Source organism: Streptomyces sp. SLBN-8D4, from assembly GCF_049739545.1.
Taxonomy (GTDB): domain Bacteria; phylum Actinomycetota; class Actinomycetes; order Streptomycetales; family Streptomycetaceae; genus Streptomyces; species Streptomyces canus_C.
In genome coordinates this window covers 6,781,619-6,798,872 of the sequence record NZ_JBMGQC010000001.1, presented here as the reverse complement: position 1 = coordinate 6,798,872, position 17,254 = coordinate 6,781,619, and the positions used below count along the sequence as shown (strand labels likewise).

At 69.4% G+C, this 17,254-nt stretch carries 16 protein-coding genes; 5 read left to right on the top strand and 11 right to left on the bottom strand.

Features of this window, described 5'->3' with window-relative positions:
• Positions 1-38 precede the first annotated feature (38 nt).
• Positions 39-1,664 (bottom strand): alkaline phosphatase D family protein, encoded by a 1,626-nt coding sequence (locus tag RKD20_RS30800; RefSeq protein WP_424880547.1) that lies wholly within the window; start codon positions 1,662-1,664, stop codon positions 39-41.
• 105 nt (positions 1,665-1,769) lie between these two features.
• On the opposite strand from RKD20_RS30800, the gene RKD20_RS30795 reads away from it, so the two are divergent.
• The gene (locus RKD20_RS30795; RefSeq protein WP_028807445.1) at positions 1,770-1,988 is read left to right on the top strand and encodes an FmdB family zinc ribbon protein; all 219 of its coding nucleotides are present in this window, start codon (positions 1,770-1,772) and stop codon (positions 1,986-1,988) included.
• A gap of 57 nt (positions 1,989-2,045) precedes the next feature.
• Positions 2,046-2,672 carry a DedA family protein gene (locus RKD20_RS30790; protein WP_424880546.1) on the top strand — a complete coding sequence of 209 codons (627 nt, stop codon included), beginning with the start codon at positions 2,046-2,048 and terminating at the stop codon, positions 2,670-2,672.
• On the opposite strand, the gene RKD20_RS30785 is transcribed toward RKD20_RS30790, so the two are convergent.
• The 3 genes from RKD20_RS30785 to RKD20_RS30775 are packed head-to-tail and all read right to left on the bottom strand — an operon-like array spanning position 2,647 to position 7,116.
• The gene (locus RKD20_RS30785; RefSeq protein WP_424880545.1) at positions 2,647-3,471 is read right to left on the bottom strand and encodes an HAD family hydrolase; all 825 of its coding nucleotides are present in this window, start codon (positions 3,469-3,471) and stop codon (positions 2,647-2,649) included. The genes RKD20_RS30790 and RKD20_RS30785 overlap by 26 nt on opposite strands.
• Complete coding sequence (locus tag RKD20_RS30780; protein ID WP_424880544.1) at positions 3,471-5,927, bottom strand: phosphoribosyltransferase; 2,457 nt, start codon at positions 5,925-5,927, stop codon at positions 3,471-3,473. The genes RKD20_RS30785 and RKD20_RS30780 overlap by 1 nt, the downstream gene beginning before the upstream one ends.
• 25 nt (positions 5,928-5,952) lie before the next feature.
• Positions 5,953-7,116, bottom strand: coding sequence for an HpcH/HpaI aldolase/citrate lyase family protein (locus tag RKD20_RS30775; protein WP_424880543.1), 1,164 nt, complete (start codon positions 7,114-7,116; stop codon positions 5,953-5,955).
• A 206-nt stretch (positions 7,117-7,322) separates the two neighbouring features.
• On the opposite strand from RKD20_RS30775, the gene RKD20_RS30770 reads away from it, so the two are divergent.
• Positions 7,323-8,123, top strand: coding sequence for a TerD family protein (locus RKD20_RS30770; RefSeq protein WP_424880542.1), 801 nt, complete (start codon positions 7,323-7,325; stop codon positions 8,121-8,123).
• Between the two features lie 6 nt (positions 8,124-8,129).
• On the opposite strand, the gene RKD20_RS30765 is transcribed toward RKD20_RS30770, so the two are convergent.
• From RKD20_RS30765 to RKD20_RS30740, 6 genes are all read right to left on the bottom strand, one after another.
• Positions 8,130-8,867, bottom strand: a complete 738-nt coding sequence (locus RKD20_RS30765) for a TerD family protein (RefSeq protein WP_359425794.1) — start codon at positions 8,865-8,867, stop codon at positions 8,130-8,132.
• A gap of 88 nt (positions 8,868-8,955) precedes the next feature.
• Positions 8,956-10,104 (bottom strand): DUF475 domain-containing protein, encoded by a 1,149-nt coding sequence (locus RKD20_RS30760; RefSeq protein WP_424880541.1) that lies wholly within the window; start codon positions 10,102-10,104, stop codon positions 8,956-8,958.
• 125 nt (positions 10,105-10,229) lie between these two features.
• On the bottom strand, positions 10,230-10,805 hold the full coding sequence (locus RKD20_RS30755) for a TerD family protein (RefSeq protein ID WP_020116103.1): 576 nt from the start codon (positions 10,803-10,805) through the stop codon (positions 10,230-10,232).
• A 125-nt stretch (positions 10,806-10,930) separates the two neighbouring features.
• Positions 10,931-11,506, bottom strand: coding sequence for a calcium homeostasis/redox stress adaptation protein (locus RKD20_RS30750; RefSeq protein WP_007381726.1), 576 nt, complete (start codon positions 11,504-11,506; stop codon positions 10,931-10,933).
• 95 nt (positions 11,507-11,601) lie between these two features.
• A complete protein-coding gene (locus RKD20_RS30745) occupies positions 11,602-12,060 on the bottom strand; it encodes a peroxiredoxin (protein WP_007381727.1) in 459 nt (152 codons plus the stop codon).
• A 110-nt stretch (positions 12,061-12,170) separates the two neighbouring features.
• A complete protein-coding gene (locus RKD20_RS30740; protein WP_020116104.1) occupies positions 12,171-12,602 on the bottom strand; it encodes a DUF3052 domain-containing protein in 432 nt (143 codons plus the stop codon).
• Between the two features lie 342 nt (positions 12,603-12,944).
• On the opposite strand from RKD20_RS30740, the gene aceE reads away from it, so the two are divergent.
• Together aceE and RKD20_RS30730 are read left to right on the top strand one after the other, a co-directional pair.
• Entirely contained in the window at positions 12,945-15,677 is a 2,733-nt protein-coding gene (gene aceE, locus RKD20_RS30735) for a pyruvate dehydrogenase (acetyl-transferring), homodimeric type (protein WP_424880540.1), read from the top strand.
• 102 nt (positions 15,678-15,779) lie between these two features.
• Positions 15,780-16,517 (top strand): potassium channel family protein, encoded by a 738-nt coding sequence (locus RKD20_RS30730; RefSeq protein ID WP_424880539.1) that lies wholly within the window; start codon positions 15,780-15,782, stop codon positions 16,515-16,517.
• A 397-nt stretch (positions 16,518-16,914) separates the two neighbouring features.
• Here RKD20_RS30730 and RKD20_RS30725 read toward each other — a convergent pair whose 3' ends face one another.
• On the bottom strand, positions 16,915-17,226 hold the full coding sequence (locus RKD20_RS30725) for a small hydrophobic protein (protein ID WP_424880538.1): 312 nt from the start codon (positions 17,224-17,226) through the stop codon (positions 16,915-16,917).
• Positions 17,227-17,254 lie beyond the last annotated feature (28 nt).

Below are 17,254 nucleotides of genomic sequence, written 5' to 3'. Positions count from 1 at the left end.
GGATCAGGTGATGCCGCCGGGCCGCCGCACCGGGTACGTCAGACAGGCTTGAGGCCGGGGTCGCCCGCCTCCGTCACGAAGGACGCGGCGGTCGAGACCGGCGCCCCCGGAGTCGTCACGGCGGACACGGTCCTGAAGTCGGCCCGCGCCTTCTGCCGGTCGAGGGTGACCCGCACATAGCCGCGCCGCCCGTCGTAGAACTTCAGATGCGGGTTGGCCTTGAGGTACGTGTCCCACGTGGAGGGTTTCTCGGCGCCGTCCCGTCCGCTCGCGACCGACGTGGCGGCGAACTCCGTGCCGAGGGTCCGGGAGGCCGGGTCGTCGAAGTCGTCCTTGATGTCGAAGGCGTACGCGGCGTGCAGGTCCCCGGTCATCACCACCAGGTTCTCGACCCCGGCCGCTTTCGCGCCGTCGAGGATCCTGCGGCGCGAGGCCCGGTAGCCGTCCCAGGCGTCCATGGACATCTTGGGTGCCGCGGTGAGGTCGAGTTTGCGCTGCGAGAAGCAGACCTGTTGCGGCATCACGTTCCACAGGGCCTGCGAGGCGCGCCAGCCGTCGATCAGCCAGCTCTCCTGCGCCGCCCCGGTGATGGTGCGCGCCGAGTCGTCCTGCAGGGGGCCGCCGGAGTGCGTGGTGTCCGCGTACGCCTGGTCGGCGCGGTACTGCCGGGTGTCGAGGACGTCGAACTGGGCGAGCGTGCCCCACTGGAGCCGGCGGTAGAGGCGGGCGTCGGGGCCGTTCGGCTGTTGTGCGGCGCGCAGCGGCTGGTTCTCCCAGTAGGCCCGGTAGGCGGCGGCGCGGCGCAGCAGGAACTCCTCCGGCGGGTCGTCGTTCTCGCTGACGGCGCCCGCGTAGTTGTTCTCGACCTCGTGGTCGTCCCAGGTGACGACGAAGGGGTGCGCCGCGTGGACCGCCCTGAGGTCCGGGTCGCTCTTGTAGAGGGCGTAGCGCAGCCGGTAGTCCTCCAGGGTCATGGCCTCGCGGTTGAAGAGGTCGGGCAGCTTCCGGTCGGTGTAGGCGCGGTGGCCGCCCACGGAGGTGACGGCGTACTCGTACAGGTAGTCGCCGAGGTGCAGGACCACGTCGACGTCGTCCTGGGAGAGATGGCGGTGCGCCGTGTAGTAGCCGTCGAAGTAGGCCTGGCAGGAGACGGCGGCGTAGGAGAGGGACGCGGCGGCGGCCGTGGCGGCCGGTGCCGTGCGGGTACGGCCCGTTTCGCTGATCCAGGTGCCGGTCTTGAACCGGTAGTAGTAGACCCGGTCGGGATCGAGGCCGGCGACGTCGACGTGCAGGGTGTGGTGGTACTCCGGATAGGCGACGGCCGTACCACTGCGGACGGGTGCGCCGAAGCTCTCGTCGGAGGCCAGCTCCCACTGGACGACGACGGATTGCTGGGGCAGACCGCCGTCGGGCTCGAACGGAGCGGGGGCGAGCCGGGTCCACAGCAGCACGGAGTCGGGCAGCGGGTCCCCGGAGGCGACGCCGAGCGTGAACGGGTCACTGCCGATGCGCGCCGCGTCGAGTTCGCGGGAGCCGGAAGCACCCCGGGCCGGCAGGTCGGTGCTGAACGCGAGGGCGGCGGCCGCCGCGGTGACCGTGAGAAACCGCCGTCGGCCCAAGTGCCGTGCGGCGGCGCGCAGTTCGGGGTGGTGTCGCGAAGCCAAGGGGGCTCCTCCCGCGGTTGATCGCCGGCAGAGAACCCCCGCATGCTAACCAGACAATGATCAGATTTCGGACATGCCTGTCGGAGCGCCGGTTAACCTGTGCTCATGCCTCGCTACGAATACCGCTGCCGGACCTGCGGCGACACCTTCGAACTCAGCCGCCCCATGGCCGAGTCCTCCGCCCCCGCCGACTGCCCGGCCGGCCACGACGACACCGTGAAGCTGCTGTCGACGGTGGCGGTGGGCGGCTCGGCGTCCGCGTCGGCCCCGGCCCCCCAGGCGGGCGGCGGCGGAGGATGCTGCGGCGGCGGTTGCTGCGGCTGACCGCCGTACGGACGCTTCTTCAGGCTGCCTTCAGGTCCGCGTCCCTAGCGTGGGCCCATGTCAGCCATCGACTGGGTCAACGGCCTCATGGACACCCTCGGCGCGCCCGGCGCCGGGGTCGCCGTCGCCCTGGAGAACCTCTTCCCGCCCATCCCGAGCGAGGCGATCCTGCCGCTCGCGGGCTTCGCGGCGAGCGCCGGCCGGATGAGCCTGGTCGCCGTGCTGCTGTGGACGACGGCGGGCTCGGTGATCGGCGCCCTCGCGCTCTACGGCGTCGGCGCGCTCCTCGGCAGGGACCGCACGGTGGCACTCGCGGCCCGGCTGCCCCTCGTCAGGGTCTCGGACATCGAGAGGACCGAGACCTGGTTCCTGCGACACGGCACCAAGGCGGTGTTCTTCGGCCGGATGATCCCGGTCTTCCGCAGCCTCGTCTCGATCCCGGCCGGCGTCGAGCGCATGCCGCTGCCGGTGTTCCTGACGCTCACCACGCTGGGCAGCGCCCTGTGGAACACGGCGTTCGTCCTCGCGGGCCACGCCCTGGGCGCCAACTGGCCCCGGGTCACCGAGGTCGTGTCCGCGTACTCGAAGGTCGTCCTCGTGGCCGCCGCGCTCGCGGTCGTGGCGTTCGTCGCCGTACGACTGCTGCGGCGGCCCTCGTCTACTGAGGCGTCCGAACCGTCCTGAGCAGCTCCCGCAGGATCCGCTCCCCCGCCAGCACTCCCCGCTCCGGCAGCGCGCTGATCGCCGGAGCGGCCCAGTTCTCGTCCGCCAGCTCTCCGTGCCCCGGACGCCAGCCCCGGTCGGCCGCGAGGAGCAGGTCGGCGTCGAGGAGCGAGTCGCCCGCGGCCAGCGTCAGGACGGCCCCGGTACGCCGGGCCACCTCGCGCACGGCCGCGCTCTTGGTGAGCGGCTTGGGGACGGCGTAGATCTTGCGGCCCTGGAGGGAGACCGTCCAGCCGCGGCTCTCGGCCCACACCGCGAGCTCCTTCACCCATTCCTCGGGCAGCAGTTCGCGCTCGACGACGAGGTAGGCGAAGAGGTCCTCGGCGATCCGGTGCTTGCGCAGCCACAAGGGGTCGGCCGTGGCCTGGAGGTGCGCGCTGATCTCGGCCAGCGAAGCGCACTCGTCGGCGAGGCGGGCGGTGACCCGCTCGTGCCAGTCGAGGTCGGTGACGCCGTCGACCAGCAGGTGGCCGCCGTTCGCGCAGATCGCGTAAGCGGGCGGCGGGCCGGGCAGGTTGATGCGCTGGTACTGCTTGCGGGTGCGCGTGGTCGTCGGCACGAAGACCGCCTCGTCCCCGAGCTCGCAGAGCAGTCCGGCCCCGGTCTCCGTCATGTACGACAGCGGTCTGCTCTCGTGCACCTCGACACAGAGCAGCCGGGGCGCCCGCGCGTCCGGCATGGTCAGCGCGAGGGCGGCGGCGGAGTAGATGAGCGTACGGTCGAGGTCGCTCGCGACCAGCACCGGAGCCTGTGCGGCCATCAGACCGACACCGCCTTGCCGTCGGCACCCGTCGCGCCCCGCGTGTACTTGGGGTGGATCAACCCCACGCAGGTGTACGGGAGTTCGGCGACCTCTTCCACCGGGACACCTCTCTGCTCGGCCAACAGGCGTACGTGGTCCAGGTCCGCGCCCGCGCCTGCCCTGGCCAGGATCTTCCAGGGGACCCGGCGCAGCAGCACCCGGGTGGTCTCGCCGACGCCCGGCTTGACGAGGTTGACGTCGTGGATGCCGTACTCCTCGCTGATGCGCTCGACGGCGGCCCAGCCCTCCCACGTGGGCTCGCGGTCACCGGCCAGCAGTTCCTTCACGGTGGCGTCAACGGCGTCCACGACCTCGGGGAAACGGGCGGCGACGGCGTCCAGGAAGTCCACCGACACGTCCGCGCCCGCGAGTTCGCGGTAGAACTTCGCGCCGTGGAAGTCGTCCGGACCGACCAGGTCCGCGCGCAGCACCGTGCGCGAGATCAGGCCGGACACCGTGGAGTTGAGGCAGGCGGAGGGGATGAGGAAGTCCTCACGGGTGCCGTACGTCCGCACGCACGAGCCCGGGTCGGCGAGTACGGCGATCTCCGGGTCGAAGCCCGAGGCGCCCCCCTCGGCCTCGAACTTCCGCACCGCTTCCGTCAGTTCACGGGTGATCGCGCCCTTGCCGGTCCAGCCGTCGACGAAGACGACGTCGGCCGGGTCGTGGTGGTCGGCCAGCCAGCGCAGGGCGTTGGCGTCGATGCCGCGGCCGCGGACGATCGAGACAGCGTAGTGCGGCAGGTCGAGACCGTGGCGGAACTGCGCCCAGCGGCGCATCAGGACGCCGACGGGAGTGCCGGCACGGGCGAGCGAGACGAGGACGGGGCGGGGCGAGCGCTCCTGGAGCACGATCTCCGTGACCGCGCCGACGGCCTGGGCGAGCCTCGCCGAGGACTCGCCGAGGGCCGTCCGGAACAGCTCCTGGTACTGGTCGCTCGGCTGGTACTCCATCGGCAGCGACTCCGCGTAGTGCGCGCCGCCGCTCTGGATGGCCTCCTCGCGCTCCTCGGTCGGCGCCTCCAGCGTGACGTCCGAGAGGTCCTGGAGCAGCCAGCCGACGTCCTCCGGGGCGTAGGAGGAGAAGGCGGGGCCGCGGAGGGGCTCGGGGAGCATGGAGGGCCTTTCGGGGGTGTAGCTGGGGACGACCGCGAGGGTGACGTGCGGGGTGTGCTCGGCGAGCCGTGCCAGGAGGCCGTCGGGGGCGTGCAGTTCGGGGGTGTCGGCGGCGGAGTCGACGACCACGACCACCGCGTCGAAACCGGCGCCGGCGACGTTGTAGGCGTAGCGGTCGCCGGGGCCGTCGGAGGGGGTGTCGTGGGCGGGGAAGACCAGACGGCTGCGGATCGCGTAACCGGGGTCGTCCACCGCGAGCACTGGGGAGCGGGTGGTGGTGGAGTAGGTCACCTGGACGTCCTGGACGACCTGTTCGAGTTCTCGGGCGAGCCTGAGGGGGGCGTACATGAGTTCTTCGAAGCCGAGGATGTGCACGCGGTGCGCATTGACGGGGAGCGCTTCTGCGAGTCGAGCGGCCATCGCCGGGAGTTCGCTCTCCAGGCGTATTCGGTGTGCCGGGGTGAAGCCGTGTCGGCCGCCGTCGGGGAGGTCTCGGGGCCACGACAGGTCTACACGGTTGAGTGCCGGGTGCGGGTTCGTGGGGGCCTGCCGCGCCTCTGAGGAGTCGGACTCGAACCGTGCTACAAGGTCCTGCCCCTTCTCCAGCACCCCGTCGGGCAGGCGTACGGTGCCCGATGCCGCCGCCACCAGGTCCACCCTCGCGTCTATCTCCCGCGCGAAAGCCTCCAAGCGCCCCGCGTCCGCCTCCGAGCGCATGTCCACCAGCGCGACCACCACGTACCGGTCCCGCGGATACCGGTCGTGCAGATCCCTGATCGTGTTCAGGACCGTGTTGCCCGTCGAGAACTCGTCGTCGACCAGGACCAGGGGGCCCTCGCCGGCCAGGAGCGCAGGGTCCTCCGGGAGGAGCAGATGGCTCGTGGCGTGGGAGTGGGACTCCTCGAAGCCGCCCGCGGGGGCCACGCCGGGGACCGGGCGGCGGGTGGAGTGGAGGTAGGGGGCGAGGGCGATGCCGTCGGCGACGGAGTGGCCGAGGCCCGTCGCCGTCTCCGCGTAGCCGAGGACGACCGCCCGGGCCGCCTCCTCGTCGCCCAGCAGATCGCGCACCCGGCGGCCCAGTGCGAAGCCATGGCCGTAGACGACCGAGGGCGACTGCGGGACATGCTTGCCCAGCACGTGGGAGACCAGCAGATGGGCCCGCTTGGGGTTGCGGCGCAGTGCCAGTCCCAGCAGGCCGGTGAGCCGGTCGTCGCCCACGAGTTCGACGCCGAGCCGGTCGGCGACCCACGTCCCCGACCAGACCCCGCCCGGCGTCCCGTCGTTCACTGCCTTGTTCATGCGTCCCTTGGTGTCCACGAAATGATCAGCCGGAGATTCCGGCGGCGAGCAGCTCCACGAAGCCGATGTCCTCGTTGGCCACCCCGAAGACCTCGGCGCGCAGCAGGGTCCGCTCGGCCCAGGCGCGATGCGGCTTCACTTCGTTCATCTTGTTCGTGTACTGCGATCTCAGCACCCCGCCGCCGCCCCGCTCGGGGCGCAGGATGTCCTGCGCGTCGCTGAACTCCTCGTGGCTGACCACGGACAGCGCGTGCACGGGCAGCACATGGGAGGGGTGGATGCAGGTCTTGCCGAGCAGGCCGTTGGCCTGGTCGAGGGTGATCTCGCGCAGCAGGCCGTCCATGGCGTGCTCGATGAGCGCCTCGCGCAGTTCCTCGGCCTGGCCCTCCAGGAAGGGGCTGCGGCGCAGCTGCGGCTTGAACATGCGCTCCTGGACCCGGAAGTACTCCCAGACCGGCCCGGTCACCGTGAACCCGGTGCCGTCGGCGCGGCCCAGCATGTTCACCACGTCGGCGATCACGGAGGCGACGATCTGGACGTCCCAGGCGGTCATGTCGGGGGCGCGGCGCAGGCCGTAGGAGGAGCAGAAGTCGGTGACGCCCAGACGGAGGGCCAGGACCCGCTCGCGGTACTTGTCGACCGCGCGGGCGATGCCCTCCAGGGTCTCTACGCGCGTCTCCCGGTAGAGCAGCTCCGGCGACTCCAGCACCGGCATCGCGAACAGCCGGTGCCCGCTCGCGACCTCGGCGGCGGAAAGGGCCTCCAGGAAGGGGATGCCGCGCTCCTCGGTGAACTTCGGAAGCACGAATCCGGACAGCAGCCGGACCGCGGGACCGAGCCGGCGGACGAGATCGGGGATCTGCTCGGGGGCACGGACCCGGATGAAGAGCAGCGGGAGATCCACCCGCCGCTCCGCCAGGTCCGTGAACTGCCGGACGAGGTTCTCCTCACCCTCGGCGACGTCCTCGTCACCGATCGAGTCTTCCAGGCACAGCACCATCGAGACCACGCCGCGTCCGGTCTGCTTGACGATGTCGTCGGCGAGCCGCGGCCGCGTGGCCGGACTGTAGAGCGTGGCGCCCAGGGCCGCGGAGAGCAGCCGGGCCGGGGAGTCCGCGGCGAACTCGCACGGCTCCTGATGGAAGAGGCGCTGACGCACCTCAGGGGCGATGTGCCCGAAATGACGCATATGACTCCCCCGTGGTAGCTGCGCCGCCTGTGAAGGGTGCGCAGGTGGCCGGTAATAGTACGTAGGTACCCATGTCCGAGGTTCCCACCGGGCATGAATTTCAGGTAACGCAGACAAGCACGGCCATGTCGACACCGGTACGAGACGAACCGGTGTCGCGCACCCCCGCGTTGTCGTGATCAGGACCGAGAGGGCAGGATGACCGCATGACGCACGCCATGCTGAAGGGGTCGAACGTCCCGCTGGAAGCCACCACGGTACGCGCCGTGCTGCGCTGGGCGCCCGGGCAGGGGGTCCCGGTCGTCGACGCCTCGGCGCTGCTCCTCGGCCCCGACGGCCGTGTGCGGTCCGACGAGGACTTCGTCTTCTACAACCAGCCCCGGCATCCCTCCGGGAAGGTCTGGCTTCTCGGCAAGAAACGCGTCGCCGAGGGCCCCACCGACACGATCCAGACAGATCTCGCCGGTGTCGAGCCCGACGTCAGCCAGATTCTCCTGGTCGCCTCGACGGACGACACGTCCGCGGAGGACGCCACCTTCGGCCGGGTGCAGGGCCTGTGCATCCTGCTGTACGACGCCTCGGTCGCCGACGGCGAGCCGCTGGTCTCCTTCGACATCAAGCCGGAGACGGGCAGGGAGACGGCCCTGATCTGCGGCGAGCTGTACCGCCGCGGCGAGGGCTGGAAGTTCCGCGCCCTGGGCGAGGGCTATGTGGAGGGTCTGCAGGGCCTGGCCACGGACTACGGCATCGTGGTGGACGAGTCCGACTCCGGTGAGACCCCGTCCCAGCCCGAGCCCACGTCGTTCCCGCTCCCCCCGGAGCAGCCGGCCCAGTCGGCCTCCTCGGTCCCCACCCAGGCGGCCTACGGCTACCCCCAGTCGCCGACCCCGGCCACGGCCCCCGTGGCAGCGGCGGCCGGTTACGGCTACCCGCACCCGGTGCCCGCGGTCCCTGCGGGCGCGGAGTTCCGCATGCCTCCCCAGGGGCCGCAGTTCATCGGGCGGTAGCGGCGCTCACCGGTCCGCCTTCGACTTGTATCCCCGCCCCCACTGCAACCCCCACCCGTACAATCGGTCCAGCTCGCCCTGGAACCCGTACACGAACTGCACCTCGCGCCGCACGATGAGCTCGCCCTTGACGTTCTCGATCATCACGACGGCGCAGGACCGGGCCTGAGGGTGCCGCTCGTCGAGGCCTATCTCGATGCGCGGCCCGTTGCTCGGGTACAGCGTCACGATGGCGTGCGTACGGTCGAACGCCGGCGTCTGGTCGTAGATGTACACGAAGACCAGCAGCCGCTTGATCTGGTCCCGGTGGTCGAGGTTGACGTACATCGTCTCGCCGGACGCCGAGCCGAACCGGTCGTCCCCGCTGAGCTTCACGTACGGCGGCGCGTTGACGTCTCCCAGCAGGCCGCCGAGGGGCTGGACGACCCCCTTGGTGCCGTCGGCCAGCTCGTACAGGCAGCCGAGGTCGAGGTCGACGTTGACCATGCTCTGGCTGTGCCCGAGGACCTCCGGCGGCTTGAGCGCCTTGAAGGGGTGCCGCAGCAGCGACTCCCGCTGCGAGCCGCCGATGTCGGAGGTCCGCATCCGCCAGGTCAGGTTGACGCGCAGGTTCCCGGTCGCCGCGCCCTGCTTGGTGAGCGAGACCCGGTTGTGCCGCTTGGTCAGTTCGATGGCGTTGCTGGCCGCGCTGCCCGAGTCGAAGTCGACCTCGCGGCCGCCCCGGAGTCCGTCCAAGAAGCCCATTCCCGCCCCCATGTTCACTTTGGAGAAAACCGGCGGGGCGGCCGGAGGCCGGCCGCCCCGCTCAGAGCGTTCCTCACCAGGAAGGGTGTCACACCCCGGACGAGACCTCAGTCTTCTCGTCCGAGCCCTCGGCTTTTCCCTCGGCGGCCGCGAGCGCCCTGTTGCGGCGTACGGAGGACAGGAAGGACCAGCCGATCAGGACCACTCCGACGAGACCGGTGATGATCTCGTGGATCTCGTACTGGATGGTGACCATGAGGATCACGGCGAGGGCGCCGATCGCGTAGTGCGCGCCGTGCTCCAGGTAGACGTAGTCGTCGAGGGTGCCCTGGCGGACCAGGTACACGGTCAGGGACCGGACGTACATCGCGCCGACGCCGAGGCCCAGTGCCATCAGGACGATGTCGTTGGTGATGGCGAAGGCGCCGATCACGCCGTCGAAGGAGAAGGAGGCGTCGAGGACCTCCAGGTACAGGAACATGAAGAACGCGGCCTTGCCGGCCATCAGGACCGCCGACTTGGACTTGCCCTCGCGCTCGGCCCGTTCCTCCTCCTCGTGCTCGCGTTCCTCGTCCTCTTCGAGCTTGTCCTCGAAGTAGCCGGAGAGTCCGCCGACCACCATGTAGGTGATCAGGCCCGCGATACCGGAGATCAGGACGGTCTGCGCCTTGTCGACATGCGCTCCGCCGTGCTGGTGGGCGTGGGTCGCGAAGGTGAAGGCGGTGATCAGCAGGACGACCAGGGCGATGCAGACCGACAGCATGTCGACCTTGCCGAGCTTGGCGAGCGGCCGCTCGATCCAGCGCAGCCACTGGATGTCCCGGTCCTCGAAGATGAAGTCCAGGAAGATCATCAGCAGGAACATGCCACCGAACGCGGCGATCGCCGGGTGCGCGTCGGTGACCAGCTCCTGGTAGTGGTCCTTGTTGTTCAGCGCGAGGTCGACCGCCTCGATGGGCCCCATCTTGGCGCTGATCGCGACGATCACGACGGGGAAGACCAGCCGCATGCCGAACACCGCGATCAGGACGCCGACCGTGAGGAAGATGCGCTGCCAGAAGGCGTTCATCTTCTTCAGGATTCCGGCGTTGACCACCGCGTTGTCGAACGACAGGGAGATCTCGAGGATGGAGAGGATCGCCACGACACCGAAGCCCTCCCACCCCCCGTAGAGGACCGCAGCGACCAAGCCGAGCGCGGTGACCGCGAACGACCAGCCGAAGGTTTTGAGAACCACTGGCTACCCAATCCGTACGTGTACGGGTTTCCCCCGTGCCGCACTCGGCTTTACGAAACTTTGAAGCGAAGTGTAGTCGGGTACCCCCGAAGCCCGACCCGGCCCCGGCTTTTGCTCATATCGCGTTACGAGACGTTGACCCCGAAGTCGAGGGCGATGCCCCTCAGGCCCGAGGCGTAGCCCTGCCCCACCGCCCTGAACTTCCACTCGCCCTGGTGGCGGTAGAGCTCGCCGAAGATCATCGCGGTCTCGGTGGAGGCGTCCTCGGAGAGGTCGTAGCGGGCCAGTTCCTGGCCGTCGGCCTGGTTGACCACCCGGATGAAGGCATTGCTGACCTGGCCGAAGGTCTGGCCGCGGTTGTCGGCGTCGTGGATCGACACCGGGAAGACGATCTTGTCGCACCGGTCCGGCACCTGGGAGAGGTCGACCAGGATCGACTCGTCGTCGCCCTCGCCCTCACCGGTGAGGTTGTCGCCGGTGTGCTCGACCGAGCCGTCCGGGCTCTTGAGCTGGTTGTAGAAGACGAAGTACTCGTCACCCAGGACCCGCCCGCTGCTGCACATCAGGGCGCTGGCGTCGAGGTCGAAGTCGGCTCCGGTGGTGGAGCGCGCGTCCCAGCCGAGTCCGACCATCACCTGGGTGAGGTTGGGGGCGGCCTTGGACAGGGAGACGTTCCCTCCCTTGGCGAGCGTGACGCCCATGTGCTGTTCCCTCCCCGAGAGTGTGTTTCTGTGCTGTTCCTGCACGTCCGGCGCCGCACGCAAACCGTGCGGCGCCGGACGAGGAGAGCCGGGGCAGGTCCGAGGACCTGCCCGGTGGACAGGTCCTAGACGTTGACGCCGAAGTCCTGGGCGATACCGCGCAGGCCCGAGGCGTAGCCCTGGCCGATGGCGCGGAACTTCCACTCCGCGCCGTTGCGGTAGAGCTCGCCGAAGACCATGGCCGTCTCGGTGGAGGCGTCCTCGGAGAGGTCGTAGCGCGCGATCTCCGCCTCGCCGGCCTGGTTCACGACGCGGATGAACGCGTTGCGCACCTGGCCGAAGGACTGCTGGCGGTTCTCGGCGTCGTAGATCGAGACCGGGAACACGATCTTGTCGACGTCGGCCGGGACGGCGGCGAGATTGACCTTGATCTGCTCGTCGTCGCCCTCGCCCTCACCGGTGATGTTGTCACCGGTGTGCTCGACCGAGCCGTCCGCGCTCTTGAGGTTGTTGAAGAAGACGAAGTTCGCGTCGCTGGCGACCTTGCCGGCCGCGTTCAGCAGCAGCGCGCTGGCGTCCAGGTCGAAGTCGGTGCCGGTCGTGGTGCGCACGTCCCACCCCAGACCGACGATGACCGCGGTCAGGCCCGGGGCCTCCTTGGTCAGCGATACGTTGCCGCCCTTGCTGAGGCTGACTCCCACGAGTCCTCCATAGGTTGCTGTTTCTGATGCTGCCGGATCAACGTTTCGATCCTAGTGACGGGTTCCCCGCACACGCAGTCCCTGGAGGCGAACAATCACAGGGTGTCGAGCGCCTTCACGTACTCGTTCAGGTCGCGGGCGTCCGGCAGGGCGTTGACGACGGTCCAGCGGACCACGCCCTCCTTGTCGATGACGAAGGTGCCGCGCACCGCGCAGCCCTTGTCCTCGGCGAAGACGCCGTAGGCCCGGGAGACCTCGCCGTGCGGCCAGAAGTCGCTGAGCAGCGGGTACTCCAGGCCCTCCTGCTCGGCGAAGACGCGCAGGGTGTGGATGGAGTCGTTGGAGACGGCGAGCAGCTGGGTGTCGCGGTCGGAGAACTGCGGCAGGTTGTCACGCAGCTCGCACAGCTCACCGGTGCAGACGCCGGTGAAGGCGAAGGGGTAGAAGAGCAGCACGACGTTCTGGGCGCCGCGGAAGTCGGACAGCTTCACGGTCCGGCCGTGGTTGTCCTTGAGCTCGAAGTCGGGGGCCTTTTCGCCGACCTGGATCGCCATCGCGTGGATGTCCCTTCGGGGGGCTGTTCGAGTGACACGCCCACCCTACGCAGCGATCACGGCAGGACGGCGGACGGGCCGGTCGCGCCGGCCCGTCCGGTCCTACAGGGCTACTTCTTGGACTTGGCCGCCTTGGGCGTCACCAGCCGGCTGCCACTCCAGTCCTTGCCCACGCTGACGCTCTTGGAGGCGGACAGGCCTGCCGTCGTCGCGGCTTCGGAGATGTCACTCGGCTCCACGTAGCCGTCTCGGCCGGTCTTCGGCGTCAGCAACAAGATCGAGCCGCCCTCCTCGATGTACGTGGTGGCGTCCACCAGCACATCGGTCAGGTCGCCGTCCTCGTCACGGAACCAGAGCACCACGGCATCGGCGACGTCGTCGTAATCCTCGTCCACAAGGTCGCTGCCGATGACTTGCTCGATGGCCTCGCGGAGTTCCTGGTCTACGTCGTCGTCGTAGCCGATCTCCTGGACCACCTGCTCGGGCTGGAACCCCAGCCTCACGGCAGGGCTCGTCTCCGCGTGGTCCGCGGTCGCGCTCACGGGTTGCCTCCTGATCTTGTCTTTGGGTATGTCTCAGCCACGCGCGTGCGCGAAGCATTGGCCGTAGTCCACACGGGCGGGGCGGATCGCGCAAGTACCCGGCGTTTCAGACCGCCGAAACGGTGACGTTCCGGAACGTGTCGCCCAACTCCTGGCACATCATCGCGCTCACGTCGTGACGCATGCCACACCTTTCTGCCCCCTTTGCGTGTTTGGGAACCATACCCGGGTGCGGACCCTCGGGTTACCCCGGAGTAGAGATGACGTTTGGCCCCCCGAGGTACACGATGGGGAGCGGTGCAGACATACAGAAATACGGCCCTCTGACAGGTAAGGAACAGCGTGGCTTCCGGATCCGATCGCAACCCGATCATCATTGGCGGCCTTCCGAGTCAGGTTCCTGACTTCGATCCCGAGGAAACCCAGGAGTGGCTCGACTCCCTCGACGCCGCCGTGGACGAGCGTGGCCGGCAGCGGGCCCGCTATCTGATGCTGCGGCTCATCGAGCGGGCCCGTGAGAAGCGCGTGGCCGTGCCCGAGATGCGCAGCACGGACTACGTGAACACCATCCCGACCGGAGCCGAGCCGTTCTTCCCGGGCAACGAGGAGATCGAGCGCAAGATCCTGAACGCCACCCGGTGGAACGCGGCCGTCATGGTCTCGCGCGCCCAGCGTCCCGGGATCGGCGTCGGCGGCCACATCGCCACCTTCGCGTCCTCCGCGTCCCTCTACGACGTCGGCTTCAACCACTTCTTCCGCGGCAAGGACGAGGGCGACGGCGGCGACCAGGTCTTCTTCCAGGGCCACGCCTCCCCGGGCATCTACGCGCGCGCGTTCCTGCTGGACCGCCTCAGCCAGGACAACCTCGACGCGTTCCGCCAGGAGAAGTCGAAGGCGCCGCACGGGCTGTCCTCGTACCCGCACCCGCGCCTCATGCCGGACTTCTGGGAGTTCCCCACCGTGTCGATGGGCCTCGGCCCGATCGGCGCGATCTACCAGGCGCGGATGAACCGCTACATGCACGCGCGCGGGATCGCCGACACGAGCAAGTCGCATGTGTGGGCGTTCCTCGGCGACGGCGAGATGGACGAGCCCGAGTCACTCGGACAGCTCACCATCGCCGCGCGCGAGGGCCTGGACAACCTGACCTTCGTCGTCAACTGCAACCTCCAGCGCCTAGACGGGCCGGTGCGCGGCAACGGCAAGGTCATCCAGGAGCTGGAGTCGGTCTTCCGGGGCGCCGGCTGGAACGTCATCAAGCTGATCTGGGACCGGACCTGGGACCCGCTGCTCGCGCAGGACCGCGACGGCATCCTGGTCAACCGGATGAACACCACCCCGGACGGCCAGTTCCAGACGTACGCCACCGAGTCCGGGGCCTACATCCGCGAGCACTTCTTCGGTGACGACCAGCGGCTGCGCGCCATGGTCGAGGGCATGACCGACGACCAGATCCTGCACCTGGGCCGCGGCGGCCACGACCACAAGAAGATCTACGCGGCGTTCAAGGCGGCCGTGGAGCACACCGGCCAGCCGACGGTCATCCTCGCCAAGACCGTCAAGGGCTGGACGCTGGGCCCGAACTTCGAGGGCCGCAACGCCACGCACCAGATGAAGAAGCTGACGGTCGACGACCTCAAGGGCTTCCGCGACCGGCTGCACCTGCCGATCTCCGACAAGGAGCTGGAGTCGGGCGCGCCGCCCTACTACCACCCGGGCCGGAACTCGGAGGAGATCCAGTACATGCACGACCGCCGGCTGGGTCTCGGCGGTTACGTCCCCACGCGCGTGGTGCGCGCCAAGCCGCTCGCACTGCCGGACGACAAGACGTACGCGACCGTGAAGAAGGGGTCCGGGCACCAGTCGATCGCCACGACGATGGCTTTCGTACGACTGCTCAAGGACCTGATGCGGGACAAGGAGCTCGGGCGCCGCTTCGTACTGATCGCGCCGGACGAGTACCGCACCTTCGGCATGGACTCGTTCTTCCCGAGTGCGAAGATCTACAACCCGCTCGGCCAGCAGTACGAGTCCGTCGACCGGGAGCTGCTGCTCGCGTACAAGGAGTCGCCGACGGGCCAGATGCTGCACGACGGCATCTCCGAGGCCGGCTGCACGGCCTCCCTCATCGCGGCGGGTTCGGCGTACGCCACGCACGGCGAGCCGCTGATCCCGGTCTACGTCTTCTACTCGATGTTCGGTTTCCAGCGCACCGGCGACCAGTTCTGGCAGATGGCCGACCAGCTGGCGCGCGGGTTCGTGCTGGGTGCGACCGCGGGCCGTACGACGCTGACCGGTGAGGGTCTCCAGCACGCGGACGGCCACTCGCAGCTGCTCGCCTCGACCAACCCGGGCTGTGTGGCGTACGACCCGGCGTTCGGGTTCGAGATCGCGCACATCGTGCAGGACGGTCTGCGCCGGATGTACGGGCCGGACAGCGAGGACGTCTTCTACTACCTCACCGTCTACAACGAGCCCATCCAGCACCCGGCCGAGCCGGAGAACGTGGACGCCGAGGGCATCCTCAAGGGCGTCTACCGCTTCTCCGAGGGCGTCTCGGGGACGATCCCGGCACAGATCATGGCGTCCGGTGTGGCCGTGCCGTGGGCGGTCGAGGCGCAGAAGATCCTCGCCGAGGACTGGGACGTCAAGGCGGACGTCTGGTCGGCGACCTCCTGGAACGAACTGCGGCGCGAGGCCGTGGCCTGCGAGGAGTACAACCTGCTGCACCCGGAGGAGGAGCAGCGGGTGCCGTACGTGACGCGGAAGCTGGCCGGGGCGCAGGGTCCGTTCGTGGCCGTCTCCGACTGGATGCGGTCGGTTCCCGACCAGATCGCGCGGTGGGTGCCGGGCACGTACCAGTCGCTGGGCGCCGACGGGTTCGGCTTCGCGGACACCCGGGGTGCGGCGCGGCGGTTCTTCCACATCGACGCGCAGTCGATCGTGGTGGGCGTGCTGACGGAGCTGGCACGGGAGGGCAAGGTGGACCGGTCGGTGCTGAAGCAGGCGATCGACCGGTACCAGTTGCTGGATGTCTCGGCGGCTGACCCCGGGGCGGCTGGAGGGGACGCGTAGTTCTTCGGCTGCGGGTGCGTGGGGGCTGGTCACGCGGTTCCCCGCGCCCCTTCAGGGCGCCTGCCACGCCCTGTCTCTTTACCGTTTCCCTACGATGCGGACATGAAGGAACAGTCGGCGCAGGCCCGTTGGGAACAGCACACCCAGCGGCCCCTTCTGGCGCTCGCGGTGCTGTTCGCCGTCGCCTACGCCGTGCCGATCGTGGACACCTCGGCGGGGCATTCGCTGACGGCGGCGTGCACGGTGGTCGAGTGGGTGGTGTGGGGGGTCTTCGCCGTCGACTACCTCATGCGGTTGTCGCTCTCGCGGGACCGCCGCGGATTCGTACGGCAGCACTGGATGGACCTGTGCGCCGTGGTGGTGCCGCTCATACAGCCCCTGCGCCTGCTGCGGCTCGTCTCCACGCTGCTGCTGGTGGGGCGGCGGGCCCGTATGGCCTCGCAGATCAGGGTGACAACATACGTCGGCGGGGCGGTCGTCGGGCTGCTGATGTTCGGCTCGCTGGCCGTGCTCTCGGTGGAGCGGGACTCCCCGAACGGGAACATCCGGACACTGGGTGACGCGGTGTGGTGGTCCTTCACGACCATGACGACCGTGGGCTACGGCGACCACGCCCCGACGACCGGCCTGGGCCGCATGATCGCGGTCGGACTCATGCTGTCCGGCATCGCCCTGCTGGGTGTGGTGACCGCGAACATCGCCGCGTGGTTCATCGAGCGCTTCGAGAAGGACGACGTGGAGGAACGCGAGCAGACGGAGGCGATCAGAGCCCTGACAGAGGAGGTCCGTGCGCTGCGAGCCGAGGTGGCGGCCTTGCGCAAGACATCCGTCGGGGGTTGAGGGGGACTGGGTCGAGGGCGACGCCGACCCCGCAGACGGATGACGGGAGCTCCGGGCCCAGGGCAGAGGCGGCCCCTCGCGAGCCGACTGCCGGATGATCGCGACGGGGCCGAGGGCGAATCCCGGCACGAAGAAACCCGCGATCGCACAGATACCGGGCCCTCCGGGGGACAGTCCCGGAGCCGCACAGCCGTCGGCAGACATGAGGCGGGCCCGCGATCGCGCAGACACTGCCCCCTCTGGGGCCCCAGACCCCGCCCCTCGGCGATGACTCCGAGCGTCGCGCGGTCCGGCCCGTCCGTGACCACCTGGCGTCCCGGGAGCCGCACAGCCGTCGGCAGACATGAGGCGGGCCCCCGGTCGTCCCACCGGGGGCCCTTCCCTCACGCGCCCCGGGTCAGAACAACCCGCTGCCCGGGGTGGCCGCTCCGACGAGCCAGATGATCGCCAGGAGCGTGTCGATGGCGCCCAGTACGAAGGCGACCAGTGCAGGCCAGGCACGACTTCCGCCCGACCAGGTGCGGCCCATGGCAAGCCAGCCGCAGACCATCGCGACGGGGCCGAGGATGATGCCCAGTACGAAGAAACCCGCGATCGCGCAGATCACTCCGATGATTCCGAGCGTCGCGCGATCCGGCCCGGTCCGTGACCACGTCCGGCCACGTGATCGGGGGTACCTGCGCGTTCCGTGTCCGAAGCCCGCCATCATCAACTCCCTGACACCCTTGGTTGGTTGG

What these genes read in the sequence shown, in the direction of transcription:
- RKD20_RS30795 (WP_028807445.1), top strand. Translation starts at nt 1,770, where the DNA reads ATGCCTCGCTACGAATACCGCTGCCGGACCTGCGGCGACACCTTCGAA.
- RKD20_RS30790 (WP_424880546.1), top strand. Translation starts at nt 2,046, where the DNA reads ATGTCAGCCATCGACTGGGTCAACGGCCTCATGGACACCCTCGGCGCG.
- RKD20_RS30785 (WP_424880545.1), bottom strand. Translation starts at nt 3,471, where the DNA reads ATGGCCGCACAGGCTCCGGTGCTGGTCGCGAGCGACCTCGACCGTACG.
- RKD20_RS30780 (WP_424880544.1), bottom strand. Translation starts at nt 5,927, where the DNA reads ATGAACAAGGCAGTGAACGACGGGACGCCGGGCGGGGTCTGGTCGGGG.
- RKD20_RS30775 (WP_424880543.1), bottom strand. Translation starts at nt 7,116, where the DNA reads ATGCGTCATTTCGGGCACATCGCCCCTGAGGTGCGTCAGCGCCTCTTC.
- RKD20_RS30770 (WP_424880542.1), top strand. Translation starts at nt 7,323, where the DNA reads ATGACGCACGCCATGCTGAAGGGGTCGAACGTCCCGCTGGAAGCCACC.
- RKD20_RS30765 (WP_359425794.1), bottom strand. Translation starts at nt 8,867, where the DNA reads ATGGGCTTCTTGGACGGACTCCGGGGCGGCCGCGAGGTCGACTTCGAC.
- RKD20_RS30755 (WP_020116103.1), bottom strand. Translation starts at nt 10,805, where the DNA reads ATGGGCGTCACGCTCGCCAAGGGAGGGAACGTCTCCCTGTCCAAGGCC.
- RKD20_RS30745 (WP_007381727.1), bottom strand. Translation starts at nt 12,060, where the DNA reads ATGGCGATCCAGGTCGGCGAAAAGGCCCCCGACTTCGAGCTCAAGGAC.
- RKD20_RS30730 (WP_424880539.1), top strand. Translation starts at nt 15,780, where the DNA reads ATGAAGGAACAGTCGGCGCAGGCCCGTTGGGAACAGCACACCCAGCGG.
- RKD20_RS30725 (WP_424880538.1), bottom strand. Translation starts at nt 17,226, where the DNA reads ATGATGGCGGGCTTCGGACACGGAACGCGCAGGTACCCCCGATCACGT.